Raw genomic sequence first — 25,331 nt, forward strand, 5'->3', positions numbered from 1 at the left:
TCCGCGTGCATGCGGGCATACAGATGAGCCTGTCGTCGCCATCCGGCGTCGACAGGCTCATCCCGTGAAGGGGGCTGGTTAAGCCAGCGCCTGCGCCACGCGTCGGACTTCAGCCTTGCGGCCGGCCTTGAGCGCCGCAATGGGAGCGACACCGAGACTGTCATCAACTTCGAGAAGCCACCGCATGGCCTGCTCGTCGTCGAAGCCATCGTCGGCCAGCACGAAAAGGGTTCCGCGCAGTTCGGTCAGCGGCATGTCGCCGTCGAGGAACAGGTCAGGAACCTTCAGCACGCCATCGCGGCGCACCGCGAGCAGGTGCCTGTCTTCAATTAGTCGTCGAACCCGGCCCTGCGCCAGGCCGAGTCGCTCAACAAGATCGGGAATGGTCAGCCATGCATACTCTGAGAAAGCGTCGGTCACCCTTAAAGACTGCCATGAGTCGCGAGATGCGCCAACCACGGGGCCATGTTTCGGGCATGTTAACTGCTTTCACATCTGTCACACTGGTTGACTCGTGTGCCCAACCGTGTCAGCGTTAAGGGGCACACGCCACCGAAGGGGGTCCTTTGTTGCCTTTCAGACTGCCTGAATCGAGCGAAACCGCTGCTGCCCGTACGCTCTCGGAGCGCACTCGCACGCTTCTGATCGGCGTTCCCATCGTTCTGGTGAGCACGATTGCCATCACTCTCAACCTCGCTTCGCCTGCCAACGCGCAGGCTCTTGCCAAGAAGCCGCTGAAGTCAAAGAGCACAGAACCGGCGTCGACCACGGGCACAGACGTCGCCAGTTCGACCGCGAGCGTCGCTGCCGCAGCGCTGGCTCCGGCGCAATACACCGTTGTCGACGGTGACACCGTGAGCGCAATCGCGAGCCGGTTCGGGCTGTCAACGGCCAGCGTCCTTGCCCTCAACGGGCTCGGCTGGTCTGCCAGCATCTTCCCCGGCCAGGTTCTCACCCTGAGCAACGGCTCCGACCAACTCGTCGCCGCGGCTCCGCAGACGTCGGTGTCCCAGGAGATCACTCGTTATACCGTCGTTGCCGGCGACACCGTCGGCGCTATCGCAGAGGCACATGGCCTCTCCACAGAGGCCGTGCTGTCGGCCAATGGTCTCGACCGCGCCAGCATCATCTACCCGGGCCAGTCACTGTCCATCGCGGATGCCGCGATCCCGGCATCCGCTGCCAGCGCGCCTGCCCCCGTTGCGGGTTCAGCGGCGAGCCAGTACACCATCGTCACCGGTGACACCATCGCTGCCGTTGCAGAGCGGTCTGGGGTGAGCGTCCAGGCCGTGCTTGACGCAAACCAGCTCGGCTGGTCGAGCATCATCTACCCCGGCCAGGTGCTCACCATCCCCGCATCCGGCAGCGTTGTCGCGGCCCAGGCGCCGAGCGCGCCGGTCGCACCCGTATCCGCTGACCCGCTCGTCACGGCCCTCACTCCAGAGATGCGCCAGAACGCCGAGCTGATCGTGTCGCTCGGGCGGAGCGCAGGCGTCAGCGAGTACGGACTCGTCATCGCTCTCGCCGCAGCCGCGCAGGAATCTGGCTTGCTCAACCTCACGTACGGTGACAGGGATTCCCTCGGACTCTTCCAGCAGCGACCGAGCTCTGGCTGGGGAACACCTGACCAGATCCTCGACCCTGTTCACACAACGCTTGCCTTCTACGGCGGTGCCGGAAACCCCAACGTCGGAGCCACCCGCGGGCTCCTTGACATTCCGGGATGGGAATCTATGACGGTGACGCAGGCGGCCCAGGCCGTGCAGATTTCGGCGTACCCGGATCACTACGCCAAGTGGGAGATGTCGGCTCGCGCCTGGCTTGTTGATCTCGGCTAGGGCACAATGCGCGGTTTGCGGGGTGTTTATCAGGGAGAACCCCTCCGCGATCTCTAGAATCAACGAGTGACCGAAACTTCGAGCGACCCGATGATCGGCCGTCTGATTGACGGCCGGTATCAAGTGCGCTCCCGCATCGCCAGAGGCGGTATGGCCACGGTCTACCTCGCCACCGATTTGCGTCTCGAGCGCCGCGTCGCGATCAAGATCATGCACGGGCACCTCGCTGACGACAATGCTTTCAAGAGCAGGTTCGTTCAGGAGGCCCGTTCTGCTGCTCGTCTCGCGCATCCCAACGTGGTCAACGTCTTCGACCAGGGCCAGGACGCCGATATGGCGTACATGGTGATGGAGTACCTCCCCGGCATCACGCTTCGCGACCTGCTCAAGGATTACGGAAAGCTCACCCCAGAGCAGACCATCGACATCCTGAAGGCCGTGCTCAGTGGCCTGGCTGCCGCGCACAAGGCCGGCATCGTCCACCGCGACCTGAAGCCGGAGAACGTGCTGCTGGCCGACGACGGTCGCATCAAACTCGGTGACTTCGGCCTCGCCCGCGCTGCCAGCAACAACACGGCGACCGGCCAGGCCCTGCTCGGCACAATTGCCTACCTCTCCCCCGAACTCGTCACGCGTGGCATCGCCGATGCCCGCAGCGACATCTATGCACTCGGAATCATGACCTACGAGATGCTCACCGGCGAGCAACCGTACGTGGGCGAGGCGCCCATGCAGATCGCATACCAGCACGCGAATGACTCAGTGCCGATGCCGAGTACCAAGGTGCCGTCCACCCCGCGCGAGCTCGACGAGCTCGTCTTGTGGGCGACCGCACGCGACCCCGAGGAGCGCCCGCGCGATGCGCGCGTCATGCTCGAGCAGCTGCAGGACATTGAAGGTCTCGTACGTGGCGGCAGCCATGAGACGACCGCGAATGCCACCATGGTGCTGCCCAGCGGCCTCGACCCTGCCATAGCGGATGCAGAGACCCAGGTCTTCGGCGCCAAGAGCCTCGCCGCGGCCACGACAGCTACCGCTGCTGCTGCCGCTGCGGACACCGGCGATGCGATTCCGGCCAGCGGCACCCAGCTCGCGACGAAGGCAACCAACCGCAAACGCAAGGGCTATTGGCTCTTTGCGCTCATCGTGCTGATTGCCGGTATCGCAGGAGGAACGGGCTGGTACTTCGGTGCGGGCCCCGGCTCGCAGGTGCCCATTCCGAACCTCGTCTCCGAATCGCCGGAAGCCGCCACCCAGCAGCTCACCGACCTGGGCCTCACCACAGCCCTCGATACCGAGTACAGCCTCACCGTGCCACAGGGGCTCGTGTCGAGCACCAAGCCGGGACCCGATGCTCGTGTGCCCAAGGGCAGCACAGTGACCCTGTTCGTCTCCCAGGGCGCACGGCCGATCTCGCTGCCTCCCCTGGCCGGCCTGAGCGAAGCGGATGCCGCCGCCGCCATCTCAGACCAGAAAGCCGTCCCGAAGGTGGCCGACAAGGTCTTCGACGACGAGGTTCCCGCCGACACCGTCATCTCTGCGACCCGTGAAGGCGATGGTGCAGACCTCTCGCAGGGCGGCGATGCCCTCGAAGGGCAGACCATCAACCTGACGGTCTCACTCGGCGCCGTGCCGAATGTGGCCGGCCTGTCGCTGTCGGATGCCATGAACAAGCTCGACAGCGTTGGCCTCGTCGGCGTTGAGGGCGAGCACACCTACAGCGATGACGTTCCAGAAGGCAACGTCATCCAGGCGACACCGTCGTCCGACGGCGCTGTGCGCGAAGGCAGTTCATTCTCGCTGACCATCTCTCGCGGGCCTGAGCCTGTCACGATCCCCGATGTTGTCGGCCTGCCGTGGTCTGAGGCGAAGCCGATGCTCGAAGAGGCCGGTTTGAAGCTCGACTACAACCTGTTCGCCGACGCGGCCCCAGGGCTCTTCTCCGTCACCACGGTGACGCCAGGAGCCGGCACCACCGTGCCGAAGAACAGCACAGTGAAGATCAACTTCTTCAGCTAGCGTCGAGCGGCGGGGCTGTCAGCATCCGCTATTGGCATCCGCTTCAATAAAAAATGACCCCGGTCGCAGCTTCACAGCTATGCGACCGGGGTCAATTTTTTCAGTGCGACAGCAGCTAGCGAGCAGCGAGCTCCTCTGCCACCAGGAACGCGAGCTCCAGTGACTGCATGTGGTTCAGGCGCGGGTCGCACAGCGACTCGTAGCGTGTCGCAAGTGCTGCCTCGTCGATGTGCTCAGATCCGCCGAGGCACTCGGTGACGTCATCACCGGTCAGCTCAACGTGGATGCCACCCGGGTGCGTGCCGACTGCGCGGTGCGCTTCGAAGAAGCCCTTGACCTCGTCGACCACGTCGTCGAAACGACGGGTCTTGTAGCCGGTGGGGGTCGTCACGCCGTTGCCGTGCATCGGGTCTGTCACCCAGAGCGGCTGCGCGTCGCTGGCCTTGGCCGCTTCGAGAAGCGGCGGGAGGGCATCCCGAATCTTGCCTGCACCCATGCGGGTGATGAACGTGAGGCGTCCAGGTTCGCGGTTCGGGTCGAGAACGTCGATCAGGCGCAGCATGTCGTCGGCCGACGTCGTCGGGCCGAGCTTCACGCCGATGGGGTTACGCACCCGCGACAGGAAGTCAACATGGGCGCCATCGAGCTCGCGCGTACGCTCGCCGATCCAGATGAAGTGGGCCGAGGTGTTGTACGGCGTTCCCGTGCGCGAATCGATCCGCGTCATGGGGCGCTCGTAGTCCATCAGCAAGCCTTCGTGACCGGTGTAGAACTCGGTGCGCTTCAGCGCCTCGAAGTCCGCACCGCACGCGATCATGAACTTGATCGCCCTGTCGATTTCCTTGGCCAGCTTTTCGTAGCGCTGGTTGGCCGGGTTGGCGGCGAAGCCCTGGTTCCAGCTGTGCACCTGGCGGAGGTCGGCGAAGCCACCCTGCGTGAACGCACGGATGAGATTCAGCGTCGATGCCGCCGTGTGGTATCCCTTGACCAGGCGAGCCGGGTCGGCCTCGCGTGATTCGGGTGTGAAGTCGTATCCGTTCACGATGTCGCCGCGGTAGGCGGGCAGCGTGACGTCTCCACGCGTCTCAAGGTTGCTCGAGCGCGGCTTGGCGAACTGGCCGGCCATGCGGCCCATCTTCACCACGGGCATAGACGCGCCGTAGGTGAGAACGACGGCCATCTGCAGCACGGTCTTGACCCTGTTGCGGATCTGGTCGGCGGTCGCGCCGCTGAACGTCTCTGCGCAGTCGCCGCCCTGCAGCAGGAATGCCTCACCGCGGGCAGCCTCAGCAAGGCGCTCGCGCAGGATGTCGACTTCGCCGGCGAAAACGAGGGGCGGCAGCGTGGCCAGTTCAGCGGATGCCGCAGCGACGGCGTCTGCATCCGGCCATTCAGGCTGCTGCTTGATGTCCAGCGTGCGCCAATAGTCCAGTCCAGCGATCACAGATTCATCTGCCAATACAACTGGTTCGGTGCTATTTACCACTGGACTGTTCCTGTTTTCTCTCTGGATACCGCGAATACGCGGTGGGTGAATGACGGTGGGTATGCTCACGCGGGCGCGTGGCTCCCCTGTCGCAGCTTAGCGCGAAAGGCTTGCGCGCTTTTCCTTGACGGAGGTCGCGTAGACGTCCACGTACTCCTGGCCGCTGAGGTGCTGCAACTCGTACATGAGTTCGTCAGTTATGGAACGCAACACGAAACGGTCACCCTCCATTCCCTCGAAGCGGCTGAAGTCGAGGGGCTCGCCAAAGACGATGCCGATGCGACGCACCTTGGGAATCCGAGTCCCGGTCGGCATCGCCTTTTCTGTGTCGATCATGGCGACGGGCACGATGGGAACGCCGGCCTCGAGCACCATCCTGGCGACGCCGGTACGGCCGCGGTACATCTTGGCGTCTGGGCTTCTGGTGCCCTCAGGGTAAATGCCGAGCACACCGCCATCTCCGAGTACGCGGAGGCCGGTGTTCAGTGAGTCTTCGGATGCCTTGCCGCCAGAGCGGTCAATCGGCAACTGGCCGGTTGCCTTGAAGAACTGGCGAGTCGCCCACCCCTTCAAGCCCTTGCCCGTGAAGTATTCGCTCTTGGCCAGGAACACCACGCGCCGCGGAACGACGAGGGGCAGGAAGATGGAATCGATGAACGACAGGTGGTTGCTGGCCAGGATGACCCCACCCGTTTTCGGCACGTTCTCGAGGCCGATAATCCAGGGCCGGAAGATTGCAAGAAGGATCGGACCGACCACAACGTTCTTCATGAACCAGTAGAACATTGCACTCCTCCCTCCTGCGTGTGATGAATCAGCCTACTGCGCCTCTGCCGACCGGCCGTTACCGAAGACGGAGCGCGTGTTGGCGAGCCAGGTCGGCTGCACCCACAACTCCGGCGTCGTTGACGAGCTCAGCGATCGCGAACGACGCCTCAGGGTGATACCCACGGGCGGGCAGGTGGTCCAGGTACGCGGTACGAATGGGGTCGAGCAGCAGGTCGCCAGCTGCGGCGACGCCGCCACCGAAGACGAAGACCTGCGGGTCGAGGATCGCGCCGAGGCTTGCGCACGCTTGTCCGAGTGCTGCGCCCAGCTGGCGCAGGGCCGTCAGGGCTCCCCCGTCGCCTTCACCGATCAGTGCGCTGACGTCGTGTCCGGTGAGCGTGCCATTCTGCTGGCGAACCTCAGCCAACCGCAGGCCGATTCCGCCGGCATCTGCCAGGTCATTGGAGATGCGCAGGAGCGCGCGGCCTGAGCCGTACTGCTCGATGCAGCCGCGTGCGCCGCAGCCACAGGGCAGGCCATCTGGCACGAGACGCATGTGACCGAGCTCTGCCCCAGCTCCGAATCCGCCACGGAACAGTCGATCGTTCGACACGATCGCGCCACCGACACCCGTGCCAATGGTCAGCGTGACCATGTCGCTGTATGTGCGCCCTGCGCCATAGCGGAACTCGGCCCAGCCGGCGGCGTTCGCGTCGTTCTCCACGATGATGGGGAGGTCGAGGCGCGCTTCAAGCTTGTCGCGGAACGGCTCGTTGCGCCAGTTGATATTGGGGGCGTAGTACACGGTCGACTGTGCGGAGTCGATGAAACCAGCGGCTGCAACGCCGGCGGCGACCACCTCTTGTCCGGCGCTGAGGCGCTCGATCATCTCGACAACAGCATCTTCAATCTCACTCGGATTCGCTGCGGAGGTCGGCGTGCGCAGCGCTGTGACGATGTTGCCGAGTTCGTCGACGAGGGCGCCGGCAATCTTTGTGCCGCCGATATCGATCCCAATGGCGTGCACAAGCAGCACCTTTCATGTTGAGGAAGCGTGTTGGAGTATGCCCGGCGTTGAATACGCAACGGACACCACCCTCTAGAGTGTAGTAAACCAGTTCGCCGTCGGGCGATCAGCGCCTGGCACGCACAGCATGACGGCCAGTCGACGAAAGCCCATCCGGTACCAAAGGAGTTGCCGTGAAAGAGTTCACCACGCCCGCAGTCGTACCTGCCCGACCAGAGGCCAATATCACCGACCTGTTGGTGGAGCGCCTGGCGGCGAGCCCCAACCTTGTGCTGTTCTCGTTGCCGACAGCGGATGGCGGCTGGTCACCGGTGACCACCGCCGAGTTCCACCGCCAGGTCGTCGCCCTCGCCAAGGGCTTCGTCGCAGCCGGCATCCAGCCAGGCGACAAGATCGGCCTGATCTGCAAGACCCGCTATGAGTGGACACTCATCGACTTCGCAACCTGGTTCGCAGGCGCGATCCTGGTTCCGGTCTATGAGACCAGCTCCCCCAGCCAGGTGAAGTGGATCCTCGGTGACTCAGGCGCCGGAAGCCTCATCGTCGAGTCTCCAGACCAGTTCGCCCGCTTTGATGAGGTGCGCCCTGACCTCCCCGGCATCGCCAACCTCTGGCAGATCCACCTGGACGACCTTGACAAGCTCATGGCGAGTGGCGTTGAGGTGACGGATGCCGAGATCGAGCGCCGCCGCAACCTCGCGGTGGCCAGCGACATGGCCACCCTCATCTACACCTCAGGCTCAACCGGAAAGCCGAAGGGATGCGTGCTGACCCACGCCAACTTCTTCGAGACCAGCCGGAATTCAGGCATCGCCCTGCGTGAGGTCCTGGAAGACAAGAACGGCGCATCCACTCTGCTGTTCATCACGACGGCCCACGTGTTCGCTCGTTTCATCACGGTGCTCTGCGTCGACAACGGCGTGAGAGTCGGGCACCAGGCAGACACCCGCCAGCTGCTGCCGTCTCTCGGCAGTTTCAAGCCCACCTTCCTCCTCGCCGTTCCTCGCGTGTTTGAGAAGGTGTACAACTCCTCGGAGCAGAAGGCAGAAACCGGCGGCAAGGGCAAGATCTTCCGCGCAGCCGCTGAGGTCGCTGTGCAGCACTCGCAGGCGCTGGAGGCCGGCTCCCCCATCCCGCTCGGCATGAAGATCAAGTTCGCCCTGTTCGACAGGCTGGTCTACAGCAAGCTGCGTACGGCCATGGGCGGCAACGTCAAGTACGCCGTCTCAGGCTCAGCCCCGCTGGGCGCCAGGCTCGGCCACTTTTTCCACAGCCTCGGCATCGTGATCCTTGAGGGATACGGACTGACAGAGACCACGGCGCCTGCCACCGTGAACCTGGCCACCAAGTCGAAGATCGGCACCGTTGGTCCGCCGCTGCCCGGCGTCGGCGTTCGCGTGCTCGATGACGGCGAGATCGAAGTGAAGGGCGTCAACGTATTCAAGGAGTACTGGAACAACCCTGAGGCCACCGCAGAGGTCTTCAACGATGGCTGGTTCCGCACGGGTGACCTCGGCGGCTTCGACCAGGATGGGTTCCTCACCATCACGGGCCGCAAGAAGGAAATCATCGTCACGGCCGGCGGCAAGAATGTGGCGCCTGCCCAGCTTGAGGACCCGATCCGTTCGAACCCGCTCATCGGCCAGGTCGTCGTCGTAGGCGACCAGAAGCCGTTCATCTCAGCGCTGATCACGCTCGACCCTGACATGCTGCCGGTCTGGCTGAACAACAACGGCGAGGACGCCGGCATGGGAATCCCGGCTGCGACGAAGAACGCAGCGGTTCTCGCCGAGGTGCAGCGGGCCATCGATCACGCCAACGAAGGCGTCTCGCGCGCAGAATCCATCCGCAAGTTCGTCATCCTCTCGACAGAGTTCACCGAGGACAGCGGGCACCTGACGCCGAAGCTCAGCATCAAGCGAAACATTATCGTGCGCGACTTCAGCACAACCATTGAGGACCTCTACGCCGACGCTCCGGCAACGGAGGGCTTCTCCATCCGCGGCTAACGCAGACAGAATCACTAACGCAGACAGAATCACAGTCAGCGCCAGAACGGGCGGGGCGGATGCCGAAGCATCCACCCCGCCCGTTCTGTGTACGCGCAAGTCGCGTGTTAAGGCGGAGGTGCGTATTGCTGCAGCGTGTATTACTGCACTGACCAGCCGCCGTCAGACGGCAGGACGACGCCGTTGATGTTCACGCCATCATCGCTCAGCAGGAAGGTGATCGATGCAGCGAGCTGCTCCGCTGTCGCGAGGGACGGGATCGCCGACTGGAACGGCTGCAGGCGAGCCTGACCGACCTCAGAAACGTGCGGGGGGAACGGGATGCCGGTGGCGACGCCGCCTGGGGCGACGGCGTTAACCCTGATGCCCTGCGGGCCGTACATGAACGCGGCGCTGCGGGTGAGGCCGACAACGGCGTGCTTCGACGACGTGTATGCGTTGCCGGATGCGTTGCCGCGGAGGCCAGCCTCGCTTGCAACGTTGACGACGGACCCTGAACCGGCAGCCATCATCGCAGGGAGCACAGCGCGGGTGAGCTTGAAGGTTCCGGTCAGGTTGACGCTGATGACGCGGTCCCACATCGCATCACTGGTCTCGTGCAGCGGCGAGAAGTCGTCATTGATGCCGGCCACGTTGGCCAGGCCGTCGATCTGGTCGCCGGCTGCGGCCACGATAGCGTCGACCGACTCCTGCTTGGTAATGTCGCCGGCAACGGTGACGATCTCGGCTTCTGGCAGCGACTCAGCGAACTCGGTGAGCTTCTCTGCAGAGATGTCAACCGCGATGACACGCCCTCCCTCACGGGCGATGCGTGCAGCAGTCGCGCGGCCGATACCGGAGGCGGCGCCCGTGACAACGACGGTCTTGCCTGCGAAACGACCGGTGCTGACCTTTTCTTGCCAGCCGGTGGCTTCGCTCTCCGGGATCACGCCACCGTTGACCGACTTCACCAGGTCATCAATGACCGACTGCGGCATCTGGCCCTGGCTGAGCGCAACGAGCTGCTGCAGCGGCAGGCCGAGAACCGGAGCGAGCGACGCCTCATCGGCACCGGAGGCCGCGAGCAGTCCCCTGACGGCCGGCCCACCCTCCGGGTGCGCGAGCCATTCGCCGATGGTGCTGTTGGCGGTGAGAATCGGGTTCGATGCCATGTTGTGCCCTTCTGAAAGGATGCGGGACGAACGGTCTCCGTCCTCGTTTGTAGGCCGTCTGGAAACGGGTTCACCGTGTCCCTTCGAGCTACTTCAAGGCTATCCAACGAATGTCGGAAATCCAACACATGTCGGCAAACGTGCATCGGAAGGGCGAAAACACTGAGAGAATCAACGAATGGATGCCCGAGTCGAACGCACGCGCCGCAGTCTTCAGCAGGCGCTCCTCGCGCTTGCCAGGGAGCAGCCATTCGACGGCATCACGATCGCCAGCATCGTCGAACGGGCTGGCGTCAATCGCAGCAGCTTCTACCAGCACTACTCCGACAAAGAGACGTTGCTCGCCGACGCCCTTGACGTCGTCGAAGCGGAGGCAGGAGCGCGCGTGCCAACCCTCGATGGCCCACTGCCTGAGCGGCCACCGGCCGATCTCGTCGCGTATCTCCAGCACTTCGAGACGCACGCAGCGCTCTATCGGATCGTGCTGGGCGAACGAGGCGCGTCGGCCGCAGCCGGCCGCATCCGCTCACGTCTGGAGAAGGCAGCGATCGAGGGCGTCGTCGCCTCTGGCTCTGACGCATTCCACGGGCTCCCGCTCGATGTCGTCGGGGTCGGTATCGCCGGTTCAGCGCTCAGCGTGATCGTGTACTGGCTTGACCGCGACCCGCGGCCACCCGTTGAGACGGCGGCCGACTGGGTGTGGCGGGTACTGATCGGGCCTGGCCTGCGCGGTTAGTTCGCGCACACGCGCCTGATGGCATCCGTTGCGCGCGATGGACTGTTGCGCGTGACGGCTAGAACCAGGTGGATTCCCTGACTTCCTTCATCGCGGCCTTTCGGTTCGCCTTGTCGAGACGATCGAGGTAAAGCATCCCGTCGAGGTGGTCGGTCTCGTGCTGCAGTGCCTGCGCCATCAGGTCATGGCCGGAAAGCTCGACCGGATTGCCGTCGAGATCCATTCCCGTGACCCTGGCGAATGGGTACCGCTTCACCGGGTACCAGAGGCCGGGAACCGACAGGCATCCCTCGTCAACGAGTTCCGGTTCTCCGGAGAGCTCAACGACCACTGGGTTCAGGATGTACCCGACCTCTCCGTCGACGTTGTAGCTGAAGGCGCGGAGGTTCACACCGATCTGTGCTGCAGCCACCCCTGCCCTGCCAGGCAGCTGCACGCTGTCGATGAGGTCGGTGACGAGAGCCCGAACACGATCGTCGATCGTGACGATCGGATCGGACACGGTCTTGAGGACAGGATCTCCGAAGAGACGAATCTGGCGTTCGGGCACAGTGATCTCCCTGTGGTGGTGTGCGGTGTTCTGGAAGTAGCGCAACGCATCCGCAGTGCGGTGGCGGCCGGGTAGTACGTGGGTCACGGGCTAACGAGGTGCTGCAACGCCTTAGGCGGTGCGGTCTGCCGGCAGGCCCTCGACGACGAGTGCTGCGAGGGTTCGCGAGGCCAGCTTCGTGATCGGCTGCAGGTCGTTGTACGACACGACGCTGCCCGCGGCAAGCTGCGGGTCGTACGGGATACGCACGATCTCACGCACCCGCGAGCGGAAGTGTGACTCGATCTCTTCGAGCTTCACCAGGTTGGTGCCCTGGGTGGCCGTGTTGAGCGCGACGATGGCGTTCCTGACGAGCTCTCCGTAGCCGTTGGCCTCAAGCCAGGTAAGGGTCTCCGACGCCAGCCTGGCCTCATCGACGCTGCCGCCCGACACGATCACGATCGAGTCAGCGCGCTGCAGGGTTGCCCGCATCACGGAGTGCACGATGCCGGTTCCGCAGTCGGTGAGGACGATCGAATAGAAACGTGCGGCGAGGTCGGCAACGACGTTGTAGTCGTTCTCGTCGAATGCCTCTGACAGCATGGGATCGGTGTCTGAGGCCAGGATGTCGAGGCGGGTGACGTCGCGGGAGACGAGCGCGGAGAAGTCGGTGAAGCCGCCGATGGAGGACGCCTTCGTGACGACGTCGCGCACGGTTGACCTGGTCTGCTTCGGCACCCGCTCTGAGAGCGTGCCGCGGTCTGGGTTCGCGTCGACGGCAATGATGCGGTCTTCGCGAGCATCCGCCAATGCCATGCCGAGCAGCGTCGTAACGGTAGTCTTGCCGACACCGCCCTTCCGAGTGAGGATCGGGACGAAGCGCGCGCCACCTTCGAACTGCTTCTGGATGCGGGCATCCATTTCTTTCTGGGCGCGCACCTTCGCAGAGTCACCGAGGTTCACCAGGTGGAACGTCGCGGTGTACACGAAGCGGTTCCAGCCGCCCTGTGGCGGACGCCGAGTCTTGCGGTTCACCTCAAGCAGGCGGTCAGAGGTCAGCATCGAGGCCGACTCAGGTGCGTCGTGGCTTTCGGTGCGCACGCGATCACGCTTGGGCGCTGACTCATCGATCATGGGCGCGGTGTCGCGCGCCGAAACAGCGACGCGTTCCGTGCGCGGCGTACTGATCTCGATCGTGTGAGTCGCCGGGTGTGGTGCCGACGATGCGGCTGCTGGCGTCGACACTGGTCCGGTGTGCGAGCCGCTCTCTGAGCGTGCTCCTGACACTGCCCTCCGGGGAGCTGGAACGTCGATCGGGACGCTCAGGCTCTCGGGGAGGGCAGCTGCCAGGTTTTCGAAACTGTGCGGAGGCAGTTCGCTGTGGTACTCGTCGCCGGGAAGCACGCGTGCGTCTGACGCGAGCAACTGGGCGGCGTTTTCGTCATCCTTGGGTTTTTCTGACAACAGACCGAACTCCTCTTTGGTGCTCCCCCCGTCTGGGGAGCGCACCTAAGACTAGCGCGGACTCACAACGACCAGCAGGTCTCCTGCATCAACCTGCTGGGTCTTCGGGATCGCGACACGCTCGATGACACCGGCAATCGGGGTGGTGATCGCAGCTTCCATCTTCATAGCCTCGATGGATGCCACAGTCTGGCCAGCCTCAACAACGGTCCCTTCCTCGACCTGCAGGGTCACGACTCCGGAGAAGGGAGCGGCGATCTGGCCTGGCCGGTTCGCATCCGCTTTCTCTGCAGCCTTGGTCTCCACCGCGATGCTGCGATCGCGAACGAAGACCGGACGCAGCTGGCCGTTCAGGATGGTCATGACCGTGCGCATGCCCTTGTCATCGGCTTCACCGATGGCCTCAAGCCCTGCGTAGAGGCGAACGCCCTTGTCGATCTCGACGACGTGCTCCTGGCCCTGCTTCAGGCCGTAGAGGTAGTCGACGGTGTCGAGCGTTGAGAGATCTCCGAAGAGCTCCCTGGTCTGCTCGAACTGGCGAGTGGGGGCAGGGAACAACAGCTGGTTGAGCATGGCGCGACGCGTGGTGCTGTCGCCGTTCAGCGCGGCCCGCTCGTCCTCGGTGATCTCCGTGATGCCGGTGCGAATGGTGCGCCCGGCGAGAACGTTGGTGCGGAAGGGCTCTGGCCAGCCGCCTGGCAGGTCGCCCAGCTCACCGGCCATGAAGCCGACCACGGAGTCAGGCACGTCGTAGTTACCTGGGTTCTCCTCGAAGTCGGCCGGGTCGGCCTTGACTGCCGCGAGATAGAGAGCAAGGTCGCCGACCACCTTCGACGACGGCGTCACCTTCGGAATGCGGCCAAGGATCGTGTTCGCAGCTGCGTACATGTCCTCGATGAGCTCGAAGTGGTCTTGGAGGCCAAGGGCAACGGCCTGCGTGCGCAGGTTCGACAGCTGTCCGCCTGGGATCTCGTGGGTGTACACGCGACCAGTCGGGCCGATGAGGCCGGACTCGAACGGGCGGTACACGAGGCGAACGGCCTCCCAGTACGGCTCGAGGTCGCTCACGTTCTTCAGCGACATTCCGGTGTCGCGCTCGGTGTGTGCGAGGGCGGCGACCAGAGCGGATGCCGACGGCTGGCTGGTGGTGCCGGCCATCGATGCGTTGGCCACGTCAACCGCGTCTGCACCGGCGCGCGATGCGGCGAGGAGCGTTGCCAGCTGTCCGCCGGAGGTGTCGTGGGTGTGCACGTGAACGGGAAGGCCGAAGTTCTCCCTGAATGCCGTGACGAGCTTCTCAGCCGCCGACGGGCGCAGCAGGCCGGCCATGTCCTTGATCGCCAGGATGTGCGCGCCAGAGTCCACGATCTGCTCAGCGAGGCGCAGGTAGTAATCCAGCGTGTAGAGGTCTTCAGCCGGGTCGAGCAGGTCACCCGTGTAGCAGACGGCGACCTCGGCGATGGTCGTCCCCGTTGCCAGCACGGAGTCGATGGCCGGACGCATCTGGGACACATCGTTCAGGGCGTCGAAGATACGGAAGATGTCGACGCCGGTGGCGGCGGCTTCGCGCACGAAGGCATCCGTCACCTCTGTCGGGTACGGCGTGTAGCCGACGGTGTTGCGACCGCGCAGCAGCATCTGGATGTTGATGTTCGGAAGCGCCTCACGGAGGGCTGCGAGGCGTTCCCACGGGTCTTCGCCGAGGAATCGCAGTGCGACGTCGTACGTCGCGCCGCCCCACGCCTCTACGGAGAGCAGCTCTGGCGTCATCCTGGCAACGTACGGCGCAACGGCAACGAGGTCCCTGGTGCGCACACGAGTGGCCAACAGCGACTGGTGTGCGTCACGGAACGTGGTGTCCGTCACGGCCAGCGGCGTCTGGGCGCGCAGCGCGTCAGCGAATCCCTTCGGGCCGAGCTCCAGCAGGCGCTGGCGTGAACCGGCAGGTGGCGGCGTCGACAGGTCGATCTTCGGCAGCTTGTCTGCGGGCTTCACAGAGGTGATCGGCGACCCGTTGGGCTGGTTCACCGTCACATCGGCGAGCCAGTTGAGGATCTTGGTTCCGCGGTCCTTGGACGGGCGTCCCTTGAGCAGCTCTGGGCGCTCGTCGATGAATGACGTGCTCAGGTCGCCTGCGGCGAAGTCTGGGTCGTCAAGCACGGCCTGCAGGAACGGGATGTTCGTGGACACGCCACGGATGCGGAACTCAGCCAGGGCGCGACGGGAGCGAACGACGGCCGCGTCGAAGTCGCGGCCACGGCAGGTGAGCTTGGCCAGCATCGAGTCGAAGTGGGGGCTGATCTGTGCACCGGGGTTGATCGTTCCGCCATCGAGACGGATGCCGGCACCACCCGGTGAACGGTACGTGGTGATCTTGCCGGTGTCTGGGCGGAAGCCCGCGGTGGGGTCTTCCGTCGTGATGCGGCACTGCAGTGCGGCGCCGCGAAGCTGGATCTTGTCCTGGGTGAGACCGAGGTCTTCGAGGGACTCACCGGCTGCGATGCGGATCTGGGACTGCACGAGGTCGACGTCGGTGACCTCTTCGGTCACCGTGTGCTCAACCTGGATGCGCGGGTTCATCTCGATGAAGACGTGCTGGCCTGCGCGCTCCCCCTGGGTGTCGAGCAGGAACTCAACGGTGCCTGCGTTGACGTAACCGATCGAGCGGGCGAACGCGATGGCGTCCTTGTACATGCTCTGGCGCACCGTCTCGTCGAGGTTCGGCGCTGGGGCGATCTCGATGACCTTCTGGTGACGACGCTGCACAGAGCAGTCGCGTTCAAACAGGTGAACCGTTTCGCCCGTGGCATCCGCCAGAATCTGCACCTCGATGTGGCGCGGGCGGAGGACAGCCTGCTCCAGGAACATCGTGGCGTCGCCGAAGGCGCTCTTGGCCTCGCGCATGGCCTCTTCGAGGGATCCGCGGAGTTCGGCCTTCGAGTTGACGCGACGCATGCCGCGCCCGCCACCACCGGCAACGGCCTTGGCGAAGATCGGGAAGCCGATCTCGTCGGCCTGGCTGATCAGGAGGTCGACATCCTGCGACGGCGGGGTCGACTTCAGCACCGGAACACCGGCCGCAATGGCGTGTTCCTTCGCCGTGACCTTGTTGCCGGCCATCTCGAGCACGCTCTTGCCAGGACCGATGAAGGTAATGCCGGCGGCTGCGGCGGCTTCAGCCAGCTCAGGATTCTCAGAGAGGAAGCCGTAGCCGGGGTAAATCGCATCTGCGCCGGACTCCACTGCAACACGAATGATCTCACTGACGTCGAGATATGCCCGCACAGGGTGGCCGGTCTCACCAATCTGGTAGGCCTCATCGGCCTTCAGACGGTGCAGCGAATTGCGATCTTCGAAAGGGAAAACAGCGACGGTTTTCGCGCCCAATTCATAGGCGGCGCGGAAGGCGCGAATCGCGATTTCCCCACGGTTGGCAACGAGAATCTTGGTGAACATGCAGACCTTTCGAGCGTGGGGGTGCACACAGCTAACGGTTAGGTACTCTCAGCCTAGTGAAGGTAACGTAACTGATTGTGCACGTACTCAGCGTCAGCTCCCTCAAGGGAGGCGTAGGAAAGACCACGGTGACCCTTGGTCTTGCTTCTGCTGCCTTCGCCCGCGGTGTAAGAACCCTGGTCGTCGACCTCGATCCCCAGTCGGATGTCTCGACTGGCATGGATATTCAGGTCGCCGGTCACCTCAACGTTGCCGACGTACTGGCCTCTCCCAAGGAGAAGACGGTGCGTGCGGCCATTGCCCCTAGTGGGTGGACCAAGGGACGCAGCGGCACGATCGATGTGATGATCGGCAGCCCGTCTGCGATCAATTTCGATGGCCCGCACCCGAGCATCCGTGATATTTGGAAGCTCGAAGAGGCACTTTCGACGGTCGAAAAAGAATACGACCTCGTTCTCATCGACTGTGCGCCATCCCTGAACGCACTCACGCGTACCGCGTGGGCAGCCAGTGACCGCGTCACCGTGGTGACAGAGCCCGGCCTGTTCTCCGTCGCCGCGGCCGACAGGGCCCTGCGCGCGATCGAAGAGATCCGTCGTGGATTGAGCCCTCGCCTGCAGCCACTCGGCATCATCGTCAACCGTGCACGCACGGCCTCGCTTGAGCACCAGTTCCGCATCAAGGAATTGCGCGACATGTTCGGTCCCCTCGTGCTCAGCCCCCAGCTGCCTGAACGTACGTCGCTGCAGCAGGCACAGGGCGCGGCAAAGCCGCTGCACGTCTGGCCTGGCGACAGCGCCCAGGAGATGGCACGCTACTTCGACCAGCTGCTCGACCGCGTGCTGCGCACGGCTCGAATCGGCGAATACGCCGAGCAGCGCGACGCGTAACAGGGCGTCACACGCGGCGTGGGCGGTGCCACCTCGGTGCTTGAGGAACGGGCGCCGGCGAGTGGCGCTGCCGCGCAGCAGCCCAACCTGTAGCGAATACAGGATGAATCGAGCACGTGTCACCGAATACAGGACGGATCGCGCTCTCTGCGGCAACCTTTCCGGTTTTCGCGACATCCGGTGGCTGAAGTGCTGAGCGGTGCGCGGCTCGGATTCTGTGGGGACTGGTTTCGAGACGCTCGCTGGCGCTCGCTCCTCAACCACCGGAGGGGCGCGTTAACGACGGACACGGACATCCGCTGGTCGAGGAGGCCGTTCACGGCCGTCTCGAGACCGCTCGTTGCGGAACGGCTCGTTGCGGAAACCGCTCGTTGCGGAACGGCTAGGAGATTTTGCGAGCCGTGCGACGCACGGCGAGTTCGTCCGCGTGGTCGATAGCCTGGGTGTCGAGTTCGACGAGGCTGCTCTCCACTTCGCGCAAGACCTTGCCGACGGCGATTCCGAAGACACCCTGTCCGCGGCTGACCAGGTCGATGACCTCGTCGTTCGACGTGCACAGATAGACGCTGGCGCCGTCGCTCATGAGAGTGGTCTGGGCCAGGTCGTTAACGCCTGACTCGCGCAGCTGGTTGACGGCGGTACGAATCTGCTGGAGCGAGATGCCGGTGTCGAGCAGGCGCTTAACGAGTTTCAGGACCAGAATGTCGCGGAAGCCGTAGAGACGCTGCGTGCCGGAGCCTGCGGCTCCCCTGACTGTCGGTTCAACGAGTCCGGTGCGAGCCCAGTAGTCGAGCTGGCGGTAGCTGATGCCGGCTGCGCGTGCGGCAATCGCACCGCGGTATCCGGAGTTCTCATCAAGCTCAGGCATTCCGTCGGTGAACAGCAGTCCGAGTCCGTATCGCGAGGCATCGTCTCGTGGCTTGAGTTCGCTCATTCGATTGCCTCTCGGGGATTGTCTGCGACGTTACCGCGTCACAGTGTCCACGGTACAGACGGCAGCGGCCCTGATCAACGACATTCGCACTTCCGCGTCGGCGTGTCGAATTTCCGAGGTCACGACCGGCGGCTCCTGGCCGGTGGACGTCGCCTTTTCAGTGTACGCCGACGACCCGTCGAGACGCCGTTCACGTCGAAAGAAGCGAAAGCTCCGAATCGCTCAGGATGTGAGGCGGGTCAGTGCGGACCGGATCAAACTGCTCCGGACGACTTCGAGCTGACCGGCGATCTCTACGGCCATTTCGGCAGCCTTCGCCCTGCTCGACGAATCCTTGCGTCGTGACATCGGCACCAGGGCGCTCTCGATGAGGCCAAGTTCGCGCTCGGCCGCTCCCCTGAACCCCCGCAGGTGCCGGGGCTCAATGCCGCTGCGCTGCAGGTCGACGAGCGAACGGAGCACATTCAGTGCGTCTTCGCCGTAGTGGTCTGCGGGGAGGATGATCGACGCCGCGATCGCATCGTGCAGCAGCGTCGCAGACGCGGATGCCTCGCGCAGCAGTTCTTCCCGCGTGAGACGGCGAACGGCGGAGAGCATCGACGGGGCGGGAGCCCCACCGGGCAGCGTGGGGTTGCGCCCGGCATCCAGGTCGTCCAGGTAACTGCGGATGACCTTCAACGGCAGGTAGTGGTCGCGCTGCATCGACAGGATGAGGCGCAAGCGGTCGACGTCGCTCGCGCAGAACTTGCGGTAGCCAGACTGCGTGCGCGCTGGGGACACCAGGCCCTGCTCCTCGAGGAAGCGCAACTTCGATGGGGTGAGTTCAGCGAACTCCGGGGTCAACCGCGCAAGTACCTGGCCGATGCTGAGTAGCGGCGCCGCGCCCTGGCCACTCGCCCTGGCGGATGACGTCGCTGACACTATCTGCTCGCCATATGAGCGAGGTCGAGCCGCGAAGCGTAAAACGTGAGACGGAACTTGCCGACCTGCACTTCAGCGCCATCGGCCAACAGCGCGCTGTCGATGCGGACGCCGTCGAAGTACGTGCCGTTCAGGGAGTTCAGGTCTTTCACCTCGAACGCCGTGCCGAATCGCAAGAATTCTGCGTGGCGCCTGGAGACCGTCACATCGTCAAGGAAGATGTCGGCATCTGGATGGCGACCAACGGTCGTCACGTCAGCGTCAAGCAGGAATCGAGCCCCAGAGTTCGGGCCGCGACGCACAACCAACAATGCCGAGCCTGAGGGCAGTGCCGCAATGGCTTCCTGCTCCTCCGCCGTGACATCGCCGTCGATCGCTGCGAGTTGCGCAGCGAACTCCTGACTGAAGTTCAGGGTTGTATCGGTCGCACCCGAGGAGTGCTCGGGCGCTTGCGTGCGCTCGGGTTCTTTGTTCTCTTCGGTATCAGCCACCGTAAAACCTCCTAATAACCAAGCGTATCGGAAACGGAGGGCGGCTGAACCCGCGGAAGGCGAATCACTCGTGCCGTTTCGATCGCGTAAATAATGCCCGCCCACCAGTACAAAAAGGCTCCCCACAGTGCAAAGGCCCACCCAACGGGCTGCGACCACCATGACAAGACAGGGAAAGCTTCACCGAGCATGATCATCGGGAGCGCGTAGAAGAGGCAGAAGGTGGCCATCTTGCCGAGTTGGTGCACGGGAAGAGGGCCAAAACCGTGGTTGGCGAGAACGATCCCGAGAACCAGCAGGAAGACGTCCCTCGCGACAATGATGAGCACGATCCACCAGGGAACCAGATCGCGCCAGGCCAGACCGATCAGCGCGGCGAAGATGTACAGGCGATCAGCTGCAGGGTCGAGAAGCTGTCCGAGCCTGCTTATCTGGTTCAGGCTCCTGGCGAGGTATCCGTCGAGGAAATCGGTGATGCTGGAGATGATGAGGACGACGAGCGCCCAGGCATCCTCTCCCCTGATGAGCAGCACCAGGAAGACCGGCACCAACAGGAGGCGAGCGAAGCTCAGGAGGTTTGGCAGCGTGAGCACCCGGCTGCTTACCTCGTTCTCCGCTGGCTGTGTCACAAGAACAGACTATCGACGGCGAGCAGACCCCCGTAAGCGCGACGGGCAGAATCTACGCTGATGAGGCGTCTTTTCTGCTGGTTCGCGCTGTGGACTTCTTCTTCGCGGTCCGGCTGCGGTCCACGCTCCGCTGCAACGCCTCCATCAGGTCGAGCACTTCTCCCCCTTCGCCGGTCTCGCCAGTCTCGCCGAGGGTGCGCGCGGTTTCGAGGACGTCGCCGTGAGCGAGCTTGTCTTCGATCAGGGTCTTCAGCTGAACCTGGTAGTCGTCGGTGAACTTCTCCGGCTCGAAATCAGAGGCGAAGGAGTCGACGAGGGCGGCCGAAAGCTCGAGTTCACGCTCAGAAATCTTCACCTTCTCTTCGAGCGAAGGGAATTCGGCTTCACGCACCTCGTCGTCCCAGAGGAGCGACTGGAGCATCAGGACATCGTCGCGCACCCGCAGCGCGCCCAGTCTGGTCTTTTGCCGCAACGCGAAACGCACGATCGCCGTGCGCTCGGTCGATTCGAGAGTCTTCCTGAGCAGCGCGTATGCCTTCGGAGACGACCCGTCAGGTTCTAAAAAGTATGAGCGGTCGAACATGATGGGGTCGAGCTGGTCGTTCGGAACGAATTCGACAACGTCAATTTCGCGGCTGCGCTCTGCCGGGAGCGCCTTCAGGTCTTCTGCCGTGATGACGACAGTGCGGTCGCCGTCTTCGTATGCCTTGTCGATGTGCTCATAGGGCACGACGCGCCCGCACACCTCGCACCGACGCTGGTACTTGATGCGGCCGCCGTCTTCGTCGTGCACCTGGTGCAATTCGACATCGTGGTCTTCTGTGGCGCTGTAGACCTTCACCGGCACGTTGACCAGCCCGAAGGTTATCGCCCCTTTCCAGATCGATCTCATGCACCCAGTACACACCTCAGCAGCCCGGGATGCTAGCCAATGCCTGGGAGGCTAGCCAGGGGCGGGCAGGGTGGAGGATGCTGGCCTCATGAAAGAGGCGTCTCAGGTTGTCAGCGTCGACGGTCACCGCATCACCCTGACCCACCTCGACAAGGTGCTGTATCCGGAGACCGGCACCACGAAGCGCGACGTGCTCACCTACTACGCCGCCGTCGCTGAGTTTTTGATTCCCCACGCGCAGAATCGGCCGGCCACCCGCAAGCGGTGGGTGCACGGTGTGGGAACGGATGCCGAGCCCGGTTTGACCTTCTTTCAGAAGAATCTGGACTCTGGGACGCCGAGCTGGGTGAAACGACGCACTATCGAGCACACGAACCATGTCAACGAGTACCCCCTGGTCAACGACCTGGCGACGCTCACCTGGCTCGGGCAGATGTCCGCCCTTGAGATTCACGTGCCGCAGTGGCAGTTCAACCGCGCGGGCACGCCCAGGAACCCCGATCGGCTGGTACTCGACCTCGACCCCGGCGAAGGCGTAACCCTCGCCGAGTGCGCCGAGGTGGCCAGGCTCGCCCGCACGATCCTGACGGACATGGGGCTGGATCCGATGCCGGTGACCAGCGGGAGCAAGGGCATCCACTTGTATTCGGCGTTGGATCGGCGGGCGACCTCCGACCAGGTGTCGCAGGTCGCGCACGAACTGGCGCGGGCGCTCGAGGCCGACCACCGCGACCTGATCGTGAGTGACATGAAACGGTCGCTGCGCCCTGGCAAGGTGTTCGTGGACTGGAGCCAGAACAGTGCGGCCAAGACAACCATCACGCCGTATTCGCTGCGCGGCAGGGCACGGCCCATGGTCGCGGTCCCCCGCACGTGGCGCGAGCTGTCAGATCCTGGCCTTGCACACCTCGACTATGAGCAGGTGATGAAGCGGATGCAGCGACGCACCGATCCGCTTGCTGTGCTGCTCGACGCGCATCCTGACCACCTCGACACCGAGTTCACAGCGGCCGACGAACAGGCGGAGTCGACCAGCGAACCAGACAGGCTCACGCAGTACCGCAGCAAGCGGGACGCGGCGAAGACGCCAGAGCCGATTCCGGCATCCGTTGCCGACGACGACGGCCGGTCATTCGTGATCCAGGAGCACCATGCCAGGAACCTGCACTGGGATTTCCGGCTCGAGCACGACGGCGTGCTTGCGTCGTGGGCGTTGCCCAAGGGCGTGCCGACGGAGGGAACAAAGAACCACCTGGCGGTGCAGGTCGAAGACCACCCGCTCGAGTACGGCAGTTTCGAGGGAGAGATTCCGCGCGGGGAATATGGCGCAGGCACCGTGTCGATCTGGGACAGCGGCACCTACGAGCTGGAGAAATGGCGGGACGATGAGGTTATCGTCACCCTGCACGGCCTGCCGGACGGTGGGCTGGGCGGCCCGCGCCGCTTCGCCTTGATCCGCACCGGAGGAGGCAGCAGCGGCCGCAGTGCGAACAACTGGCTGATCCACCAGATGAAACTGGATCCTGGTGAGCACCATTCCAGTGACCACGGCGCCGCTGACCACCACTCTGGTGACCACGGCTCTGCTGCTGACCGTCACACTGCCGACCACTCTGCTGACCGTCCTTCCGGCCATTCGGAGGCTCGAGTTGCCGCTGCAGCACCCGCCGCTGCTCGCGAAACCGCGGCGCCACCGCGGGCAAGCAAACGGGCGGGTGCGCGGTCGAAGGCGACTGCGACTTCCGAGGTTCACCCTCGGTACGCGCCCATGCTGGCCACCGCGGGGACGGAGCGTGACTTGTCCGCTGATGACGAGTGGGCGTTCGAGATGAAGTGGGACGGCATCCGTGCGATCGCGTACGTCACTGCGGCCGATCCTGCACACGGGAAGGACGCATCGGTTCGGCTGTTCACCCGCAACGGAAACGACGTGTCGGTGTCGTACCCCGAGATCGTTGAAGACCTTCCGGAGCGGGTGGGGGCGGCATCCGCTGTGCTCGATGGGGAGATCGTGGCGGCAGACGCTGCGGGCCGGCCGAGCTTTTCGATGCTGCAGAACCGGATGGGCGTCACGTCAGGGCGCGACGTGGCCGCCCTCAGGCGCCGAGTGCCGGTGCGATACATGCTCTTCGACGTCATGGAACGCGACGGCACATCGGTCGTTGACCTGAGCTACGACGAGCGGCGCGAGCTTCTGCAGGACCTCGTCACCGCTGGCGGCAGCATCCAGGTACCGCCTGCGTTCGACGGGGATTTCGGGTCGGCGTTCGACACCAGCCGCGAGTTGAAGCTGGAGGGATTGATGGCCAAGCGACGCGATGCGGGCTACAGCACAGGCATCCGCTCGCGGTCGTGGATCAAGATCAAGCATCACCTGACGCAGGAAGTGGTCATCGGCGGCTGGCGCAGGGGCAACGGCAGCAGGGCGAAGACGCTCGGGTCGTTGCTCGTCGGCATTCCGGCCGACGGTGGGCTGCAGTATGCCGGCCGGGTCGGCACCGGTTTCAGCGACAAGGACCTGGACCGCATGATGAAACTGCTCACCCCGTTGGCCAGCGACTCGTCGCCGTTCATCGATGTTCCGGCCGCGGAGGCACGGGATGCCAGCTGGGTGACACCGACCGTCGTCGGCGAGGTCGAATTCACGGAGTGGACGGATGCCGATCGGCTTCGTCATCCGTCGTGGAGGGGACTGCGGCCCGACAAAGCAGCGGATGACGTGGTGCGGGAAGCGTGATTCTTGCGGTGGACCGGTGCCTCCGCTCGCATTGTCGCCTATGCTCCTGCCATGGATGCCCTCATTGTGTGCCTGTGGATCTTCGCCGCCAGCTGCATCGTCACCTGGGTGTTCTCGCTCATCACGAAGGAGAATTCGTGGGTTGATCGCATCTGGTCGATCATCCCCCTTGTCTACGTGTGGACGTTTGCCGTGGCGGCAGGTCTCGGCGACATCCGCTTGAATGTGATGGCCGTGCTCGTGACGCTGTGGGGCGCACGACTCACGTTCAATTTCGCGCGCAAGGGCGGTTATGCACCGGGCGGCGAGGACTACCGCTGGGTGGTGCTGCGCCATCGGCTGAAGCCGTGGCAGTTCGGGCTCTTCAACCTGCTGTTCATCTCGATTTACCAGAACATCATTTTGCTGCTCATCACGCTGCCCGCCCTGACGGCGTTCCAGCACCGCGGCACCCCGTTCGGCGTGCTCGACGGGCTCGTCGCCATCCTGTTCCTGGCCCTCCTCGCCGGGGAGACCATCGCGGACCAGCAGCAGTGGGCATTCCACGCCTGGAAGCGACTCGAGCAGGCTGCCGGACGCACCCCGTCACCGCGCTTCCTACAGGACGGGCTCTTTCGCTACTCTCGGCACCCGAATTTCTTCTTCGAGCAGGCGCAGTGGTGGGCGTTCTTCCTCTTCGGAGCGATCGCGGCCGGTTCGCTCTGGCAGTGGACCGTCGTCGGTGCGGTGTTGCTGACGGCACTCTTCATCGGGTCGACGGTGTTCACAGAGAGCATCAGCCGGGAGCGCTACCCGGAGTACGCCGACTACCAGCGGCGCACATCGGCGATCATTCCGTGGTTTCCCCGGCATCCTGCCACTGCTGTGGGCGCCGGCGCCGAAAATCAGGCGAGCTGAGCGCGGAGGCCTGCCCAGCTGTCGGCGAACCCCGGGTGCAGGGGCAGGTTCGCCACGGCGTCGACCGGCACCCAGCGCAGCTCGATGCTCTCCGGGTCGCTGATCACGGGCTGGAAGAGTTCGACGGCCTCGGCCACGACCGTCGTGTACGACCAGAACTCCAGGTCGAACACAGACGTGAAGCGGATGCGAACCAGGTCGGCAGGCACTCCGGCCTCTTCGTTCGCCTCACGCAGGGCTGCCTGTTCGGCCGATTCGCCGGCGTGCCTTGCTCCCCCTGGCAGACCCCAGGTGTTGCCGAAGTGACTCCAGGTGGCGCGGTGCTGCAAAAGGACACCGGCGACGGGATGGTGCACAAGCAGTCCGGCAGCGCCGTAGCGGCCCCAGAATTTGCGGCCGTCGGGCGCGAAGACCCAGGCGTCACCACTTCCACTCATGCCTTCAGCATGCCCCAGAA

At 64.2% G+C, this 25,331-nt stretch carries 21 protein-coding genes; 7 read left to right on the top strand and 14 right to left on the bottom strand.

Features of this window, described 5'->3' with window-relative positions; genetic code table 11:
• Positions 1–78: 78 nt before the first annotated feature.
• On the bottom strand, positions 79–420 hold the full coding sequence (locus tag AC25Z0_RS06630; protein WP_488132665.1) for an Rv2175c family DNA-binding protein: 342 nt from the start codon (positions 418–420) through the stop codon (positions 79–81).
• A 146-nt stretch (positions 421–566) separates the two neighbouring features.
• Here AC25Z0_RS06630 and AC25Z0_RS06635 point away from each other — a divergent pair, with 146 nt between their 5' ends.
• Together AC25Z0_RS06635 and pknB are read left to right on the top strand one after the other, a co-directional pair.
• Positions 567–1,838: a LysM peptidoglycan-binding domain-containing protein gene (locus tag AC25Z0_RS06635; protein ID WP_488132666.1), complete on the top strand. Its 1,272-nt coding sequence runs from the start codon at positions 567–569 to the stop codon at positions 1,836–1,838.
• 66 nt (positions 1,839–1,904) lie between these two features.
• The gene (gene pknB, locus AC25Z0_RS06640; RefSeq protein WP_488132667.1) at positions 1,905–3,857 is read left to right on the top strand and encodes a Stk1 family PASTA domain-containing Ser/Thr kinase; all 1,953 of its coding nucleotides are present in this window, start codon (positions 1,905–1,907) and stop codon (positions 3,855–3,857) included.
• A 115-nt stretch (positions 3,858–3,972) separates the two neighbouring features.
• On the opposite strand, the gene AC25Z0_RS06645 is transcribed toward pknB, so the two are convergent.
• The 3 genes from AC25Z0_RS06645 to AC25Z0_RS06655 form a co-directional block, all read right to left on the bottom strand.
• A complete protein-coding gene (locus tag AC25Z0_RS06645; protein WP_488119536.1) occupies positions 3,973–5,301 on the bottom strand; it encodes a class II 3-deoxy-7-phosphoheptulonate synthase in 1,329 nt (442 codons plus the stop codon).
• Positions 5,302–5,439: 138 nt separating this feature from the next.
• A complete protein-coding gene (locus tag AC25Z0_RS06650; protein WP_488132668.1) occupies positions 5,440–6,129 on the bottom strand; it encodes a lysophospholipid acyltransferase family protein in 690 nt (229 codons plus the stop codon).
• Between the two features lie 58 nt (positions 6,130–6,187).
• Positions 6,188–7,138, bottom strand: a complete 951-nt coding sequence (locus AC25Z0_RS06655; RefSeq protein ID WP_488119397.1) for an ROK family glucokinase — start codon at positions 7,136–7,138, stop codon at positions 6,188–6,190.
• Positions 7,139–7,311: 173 nt separating this feature from the next.
• On the opposite strand from AC25Z0_RS06655, the gene AC25Z0_RS06660 reads away from it, so the two are divergent.
• Positions 7,312–9,147 carry an AMP-dependent synthetase/ligase gene (locus AC25Z0_RS06660; RefSeq protein WP_488119398.1) on the top strand — a complete coding sequence of 612 codons (1,836 nt, stop codon included), beginning with the start codon at positions 7,312–7,314 and terminating at the stop codon, positions 9,145–9,147.
• A gap of 140 nt (positions 9,148–9,287) precedes the next feature.
• Here the strand turns inward: AC25Z0_RS06660 and AC25Z0_RS06665 are convergent, their stop codons facing one another.
• Positions 9,288–10,298 carry an SDR family NAD(P)-dependent oxidoreductase gene (locus AC25Z0_RS06665; protein WP_488119399.1) on the bottom strand — a complete coding sequence of 337 codons (1,011 nt, stop codon included), beginning with the start codon at positions 10,296–10,298 and terminating at the stop codon, positions 9,288–9,290.
• A 178-nt stretch (positions 10,299–10,476) separates the two neighbouring features.
• Here AC25Z0_RS06665 and AC25Z0_RS06670 point away from each other — a divergent pair, with 178 nt between their 5' ends.
• Positions 10,477–11,034 (top strand): TetR/AcrR family transcriptional regulator, encoded by a 558-nt coding sequence (locus tag AC25Z0_RS06670; protein ID WP_488132669.1) that lies wholly within the window; start codon positions 10,477–10,479, stop codon positions 11,032–11,034.
• 58 nt (positions 11,035–11,092) lie between these two features.
• Here the strand turns inward: AC25Z0_RS06670 and def are convergent, their stop codons facing one another.
• From def to AC25Z0_RS06685, 3 genes are all read right to left on the bottom strand, one after another.
• The gene (def, locus tag AC25Z0_RS06675) at positions 11,093–11,584 is read right to left on the bottom strand and encodes a peptide deformylase (protein ID WP_488133121.1); all 492 of its coding nucleotides are present in this window, start codon (positions 11,582–11,584) and stop codon (positions 11,093–11,095) included.
• 111 nt (positions 11,585–11,695) lie between these two features.
• Complete coding sequence (locus AC25Z0_RS06680; protein WP_488132670.1) at positions 11,696–13,027, bottom strand: MinD/ParA family ATP-binding protein; 1,332 nt, start codon at positions 13,025–13,027, stop codon at positions 11,696–11,698.
• A gap of 51 nt (positions 13,028–13,078) precedes the next feature.
• Positions 13,079–16,483: a pyruvate carboxylase gene (locus AC25Z0_RS06685; protein ID WP_488132671.1), complete on the bottom strand. Its 3,405-nt coding sequence runs from the start codon at positions 16,481–16,483 to the stop codon at positions 13,079–13,081.
• A 77-nt stretch (positions 16,484–16,560) separates the two neighbouring features.
• Here AC25Z0_RS06685 and AC25Z0_RS06690 point away from each other — a divergent pair, with 77 nt between their 5' ends.
• Positions 16,561–17,373 carry a ParA family protein gene (locus AC25Z0_RS06690; protein WP_488119403.1) on the top strand — a complete coding sequence of 271 codons (813 nt, stop codon included), beginning with the start codon at positions 16,561–16,563 and terminating at the stop codon, positions 17,371–17,373.
• A 382-nt stretch (positions 17,374–17,755) separates the two neighbouring features.
• Here the strand turns inward: AC25Z0_RS06690 and AC25Z0_RS06695 are convergent, their stop codons facing one another.
• From AC25Z0_RS06695 to ku, 5 genes are all read right to left on the bottom strand, one after another.
• Complete coding sequence (locus AC25Z0_RS06695) at positions 17,756–18,307, bottom strand: MerR family transcriptional regulator (protein ID WP_488119404.1); 552 nt, start codon at positions 18,305–18,307, stop codon at positions 17,756–17,758.
• A gap of 222 nt (positions 18,308–18,529) precedes the next feature.
• Complete coding sequence (ftsR, locus tag AC25Z0_RS06700) at positions 18,530–19,228, bottom strand: transcriptional regulator FtsR (protein ID WP_488119405.1); 699 nt, start codon at positions 19,226–19,228, stop codon at positions 18,530–18,532.
• Entirely contained in the window at positions 19,228–19,719 is a 492-nt protein-coding gene (locus tag AC25Z0_RS06705) for an FHA domain-containing protein (protein ID WP_488119406.1), read from the bottom strand. Before AC25Z0_RS06705 ends, ftsR begins: the two co-directional genes overlap by 1 nt.
• 11 nt (positions 19,720–19,730) lie before the next feature.
• On the bottom strand, positions 19,731–20,348 hold the full coding sequence (locus AC25Z0_RS06710; protein ID WP_488119407.1) for a CDP-alcohol phosphatidyltransferase family protein: 618 nt from the start codon (positions 20,346–20,348) through the stop codon (positions 19,731–19,733).
• A 52-nt stretch (positions 20,349–20,400) separates the two neighbouring features.
• Positions 20,401–21,240, bottom strand: a complete 840-nt coding sequence (gene ku, locus AC25Z0_RS06715) for a non-homologous end joining protein Ku (RefSeq protein WP_488119408.1) — start codon at positions 21,238–21,240, stop codon at positions 20,401–20,403.
• An 88-nt stretch (positions 21,241–21,328) separates the two neighbouring features.
• Here ku and AC25Z0_RS06720 point away from each other — a divergent pair, with 88 nt between their 5' ends.
• Together AC25Z0_RS06720 and AC25Z0_RS06725 are read left to right on the top strand one after the other, a co-directional pair.
• Positions 21,329–23,977 (top strand): ATP-dependent DNA ligase, encoded by a 2,649-nt coding sequence (locus tag AC25Z0_RS06720; protein ID WP_488132672.1) that lies wholly within the window; start codon positions 21,329–21,331, stop codon positions 23,975–23,977.
• A 51-nt stretch (positions 23,978–24,028) separates the two neighbouring features.
• Positions 24,029–24,874, top strand: a complete 846-nt coding sequence (locus AC25Z0_RS06725) for a DUF1295 domain-containing protein (RefSeq protein ID WP_488132673.1) — start codon at positions 24,029–24,031, stop codon at positions 24,872–24,874.
• Here the strand turns inward: AC25Z0_RS06725 and AC25Z0_RS06730 are convergent.
• The gene (locus tag AC25Z0_RS06730; RefSeq protein WP_488119411.1) at positions 24,862–25,311 is read right to left on the bottom strand and encodes an NUDIX domain-containing protein; all 450 of its coding nucleotides are present in this window, start codon (positions 25,309–25,311) and stop codon (positions 24,862–24,864) included. The two genes, AC25Z0_RS06725 and AC25Z0_RS06730, sit on opposite strands and share 13 nt — an antisense overlap.
• Positions 25,312–25,331: the final 20 nt, after the last annotated feature.

The sequence above is a fragment of the Leifsonia sp. Y862 genome, from assembly GCF_057669585.1.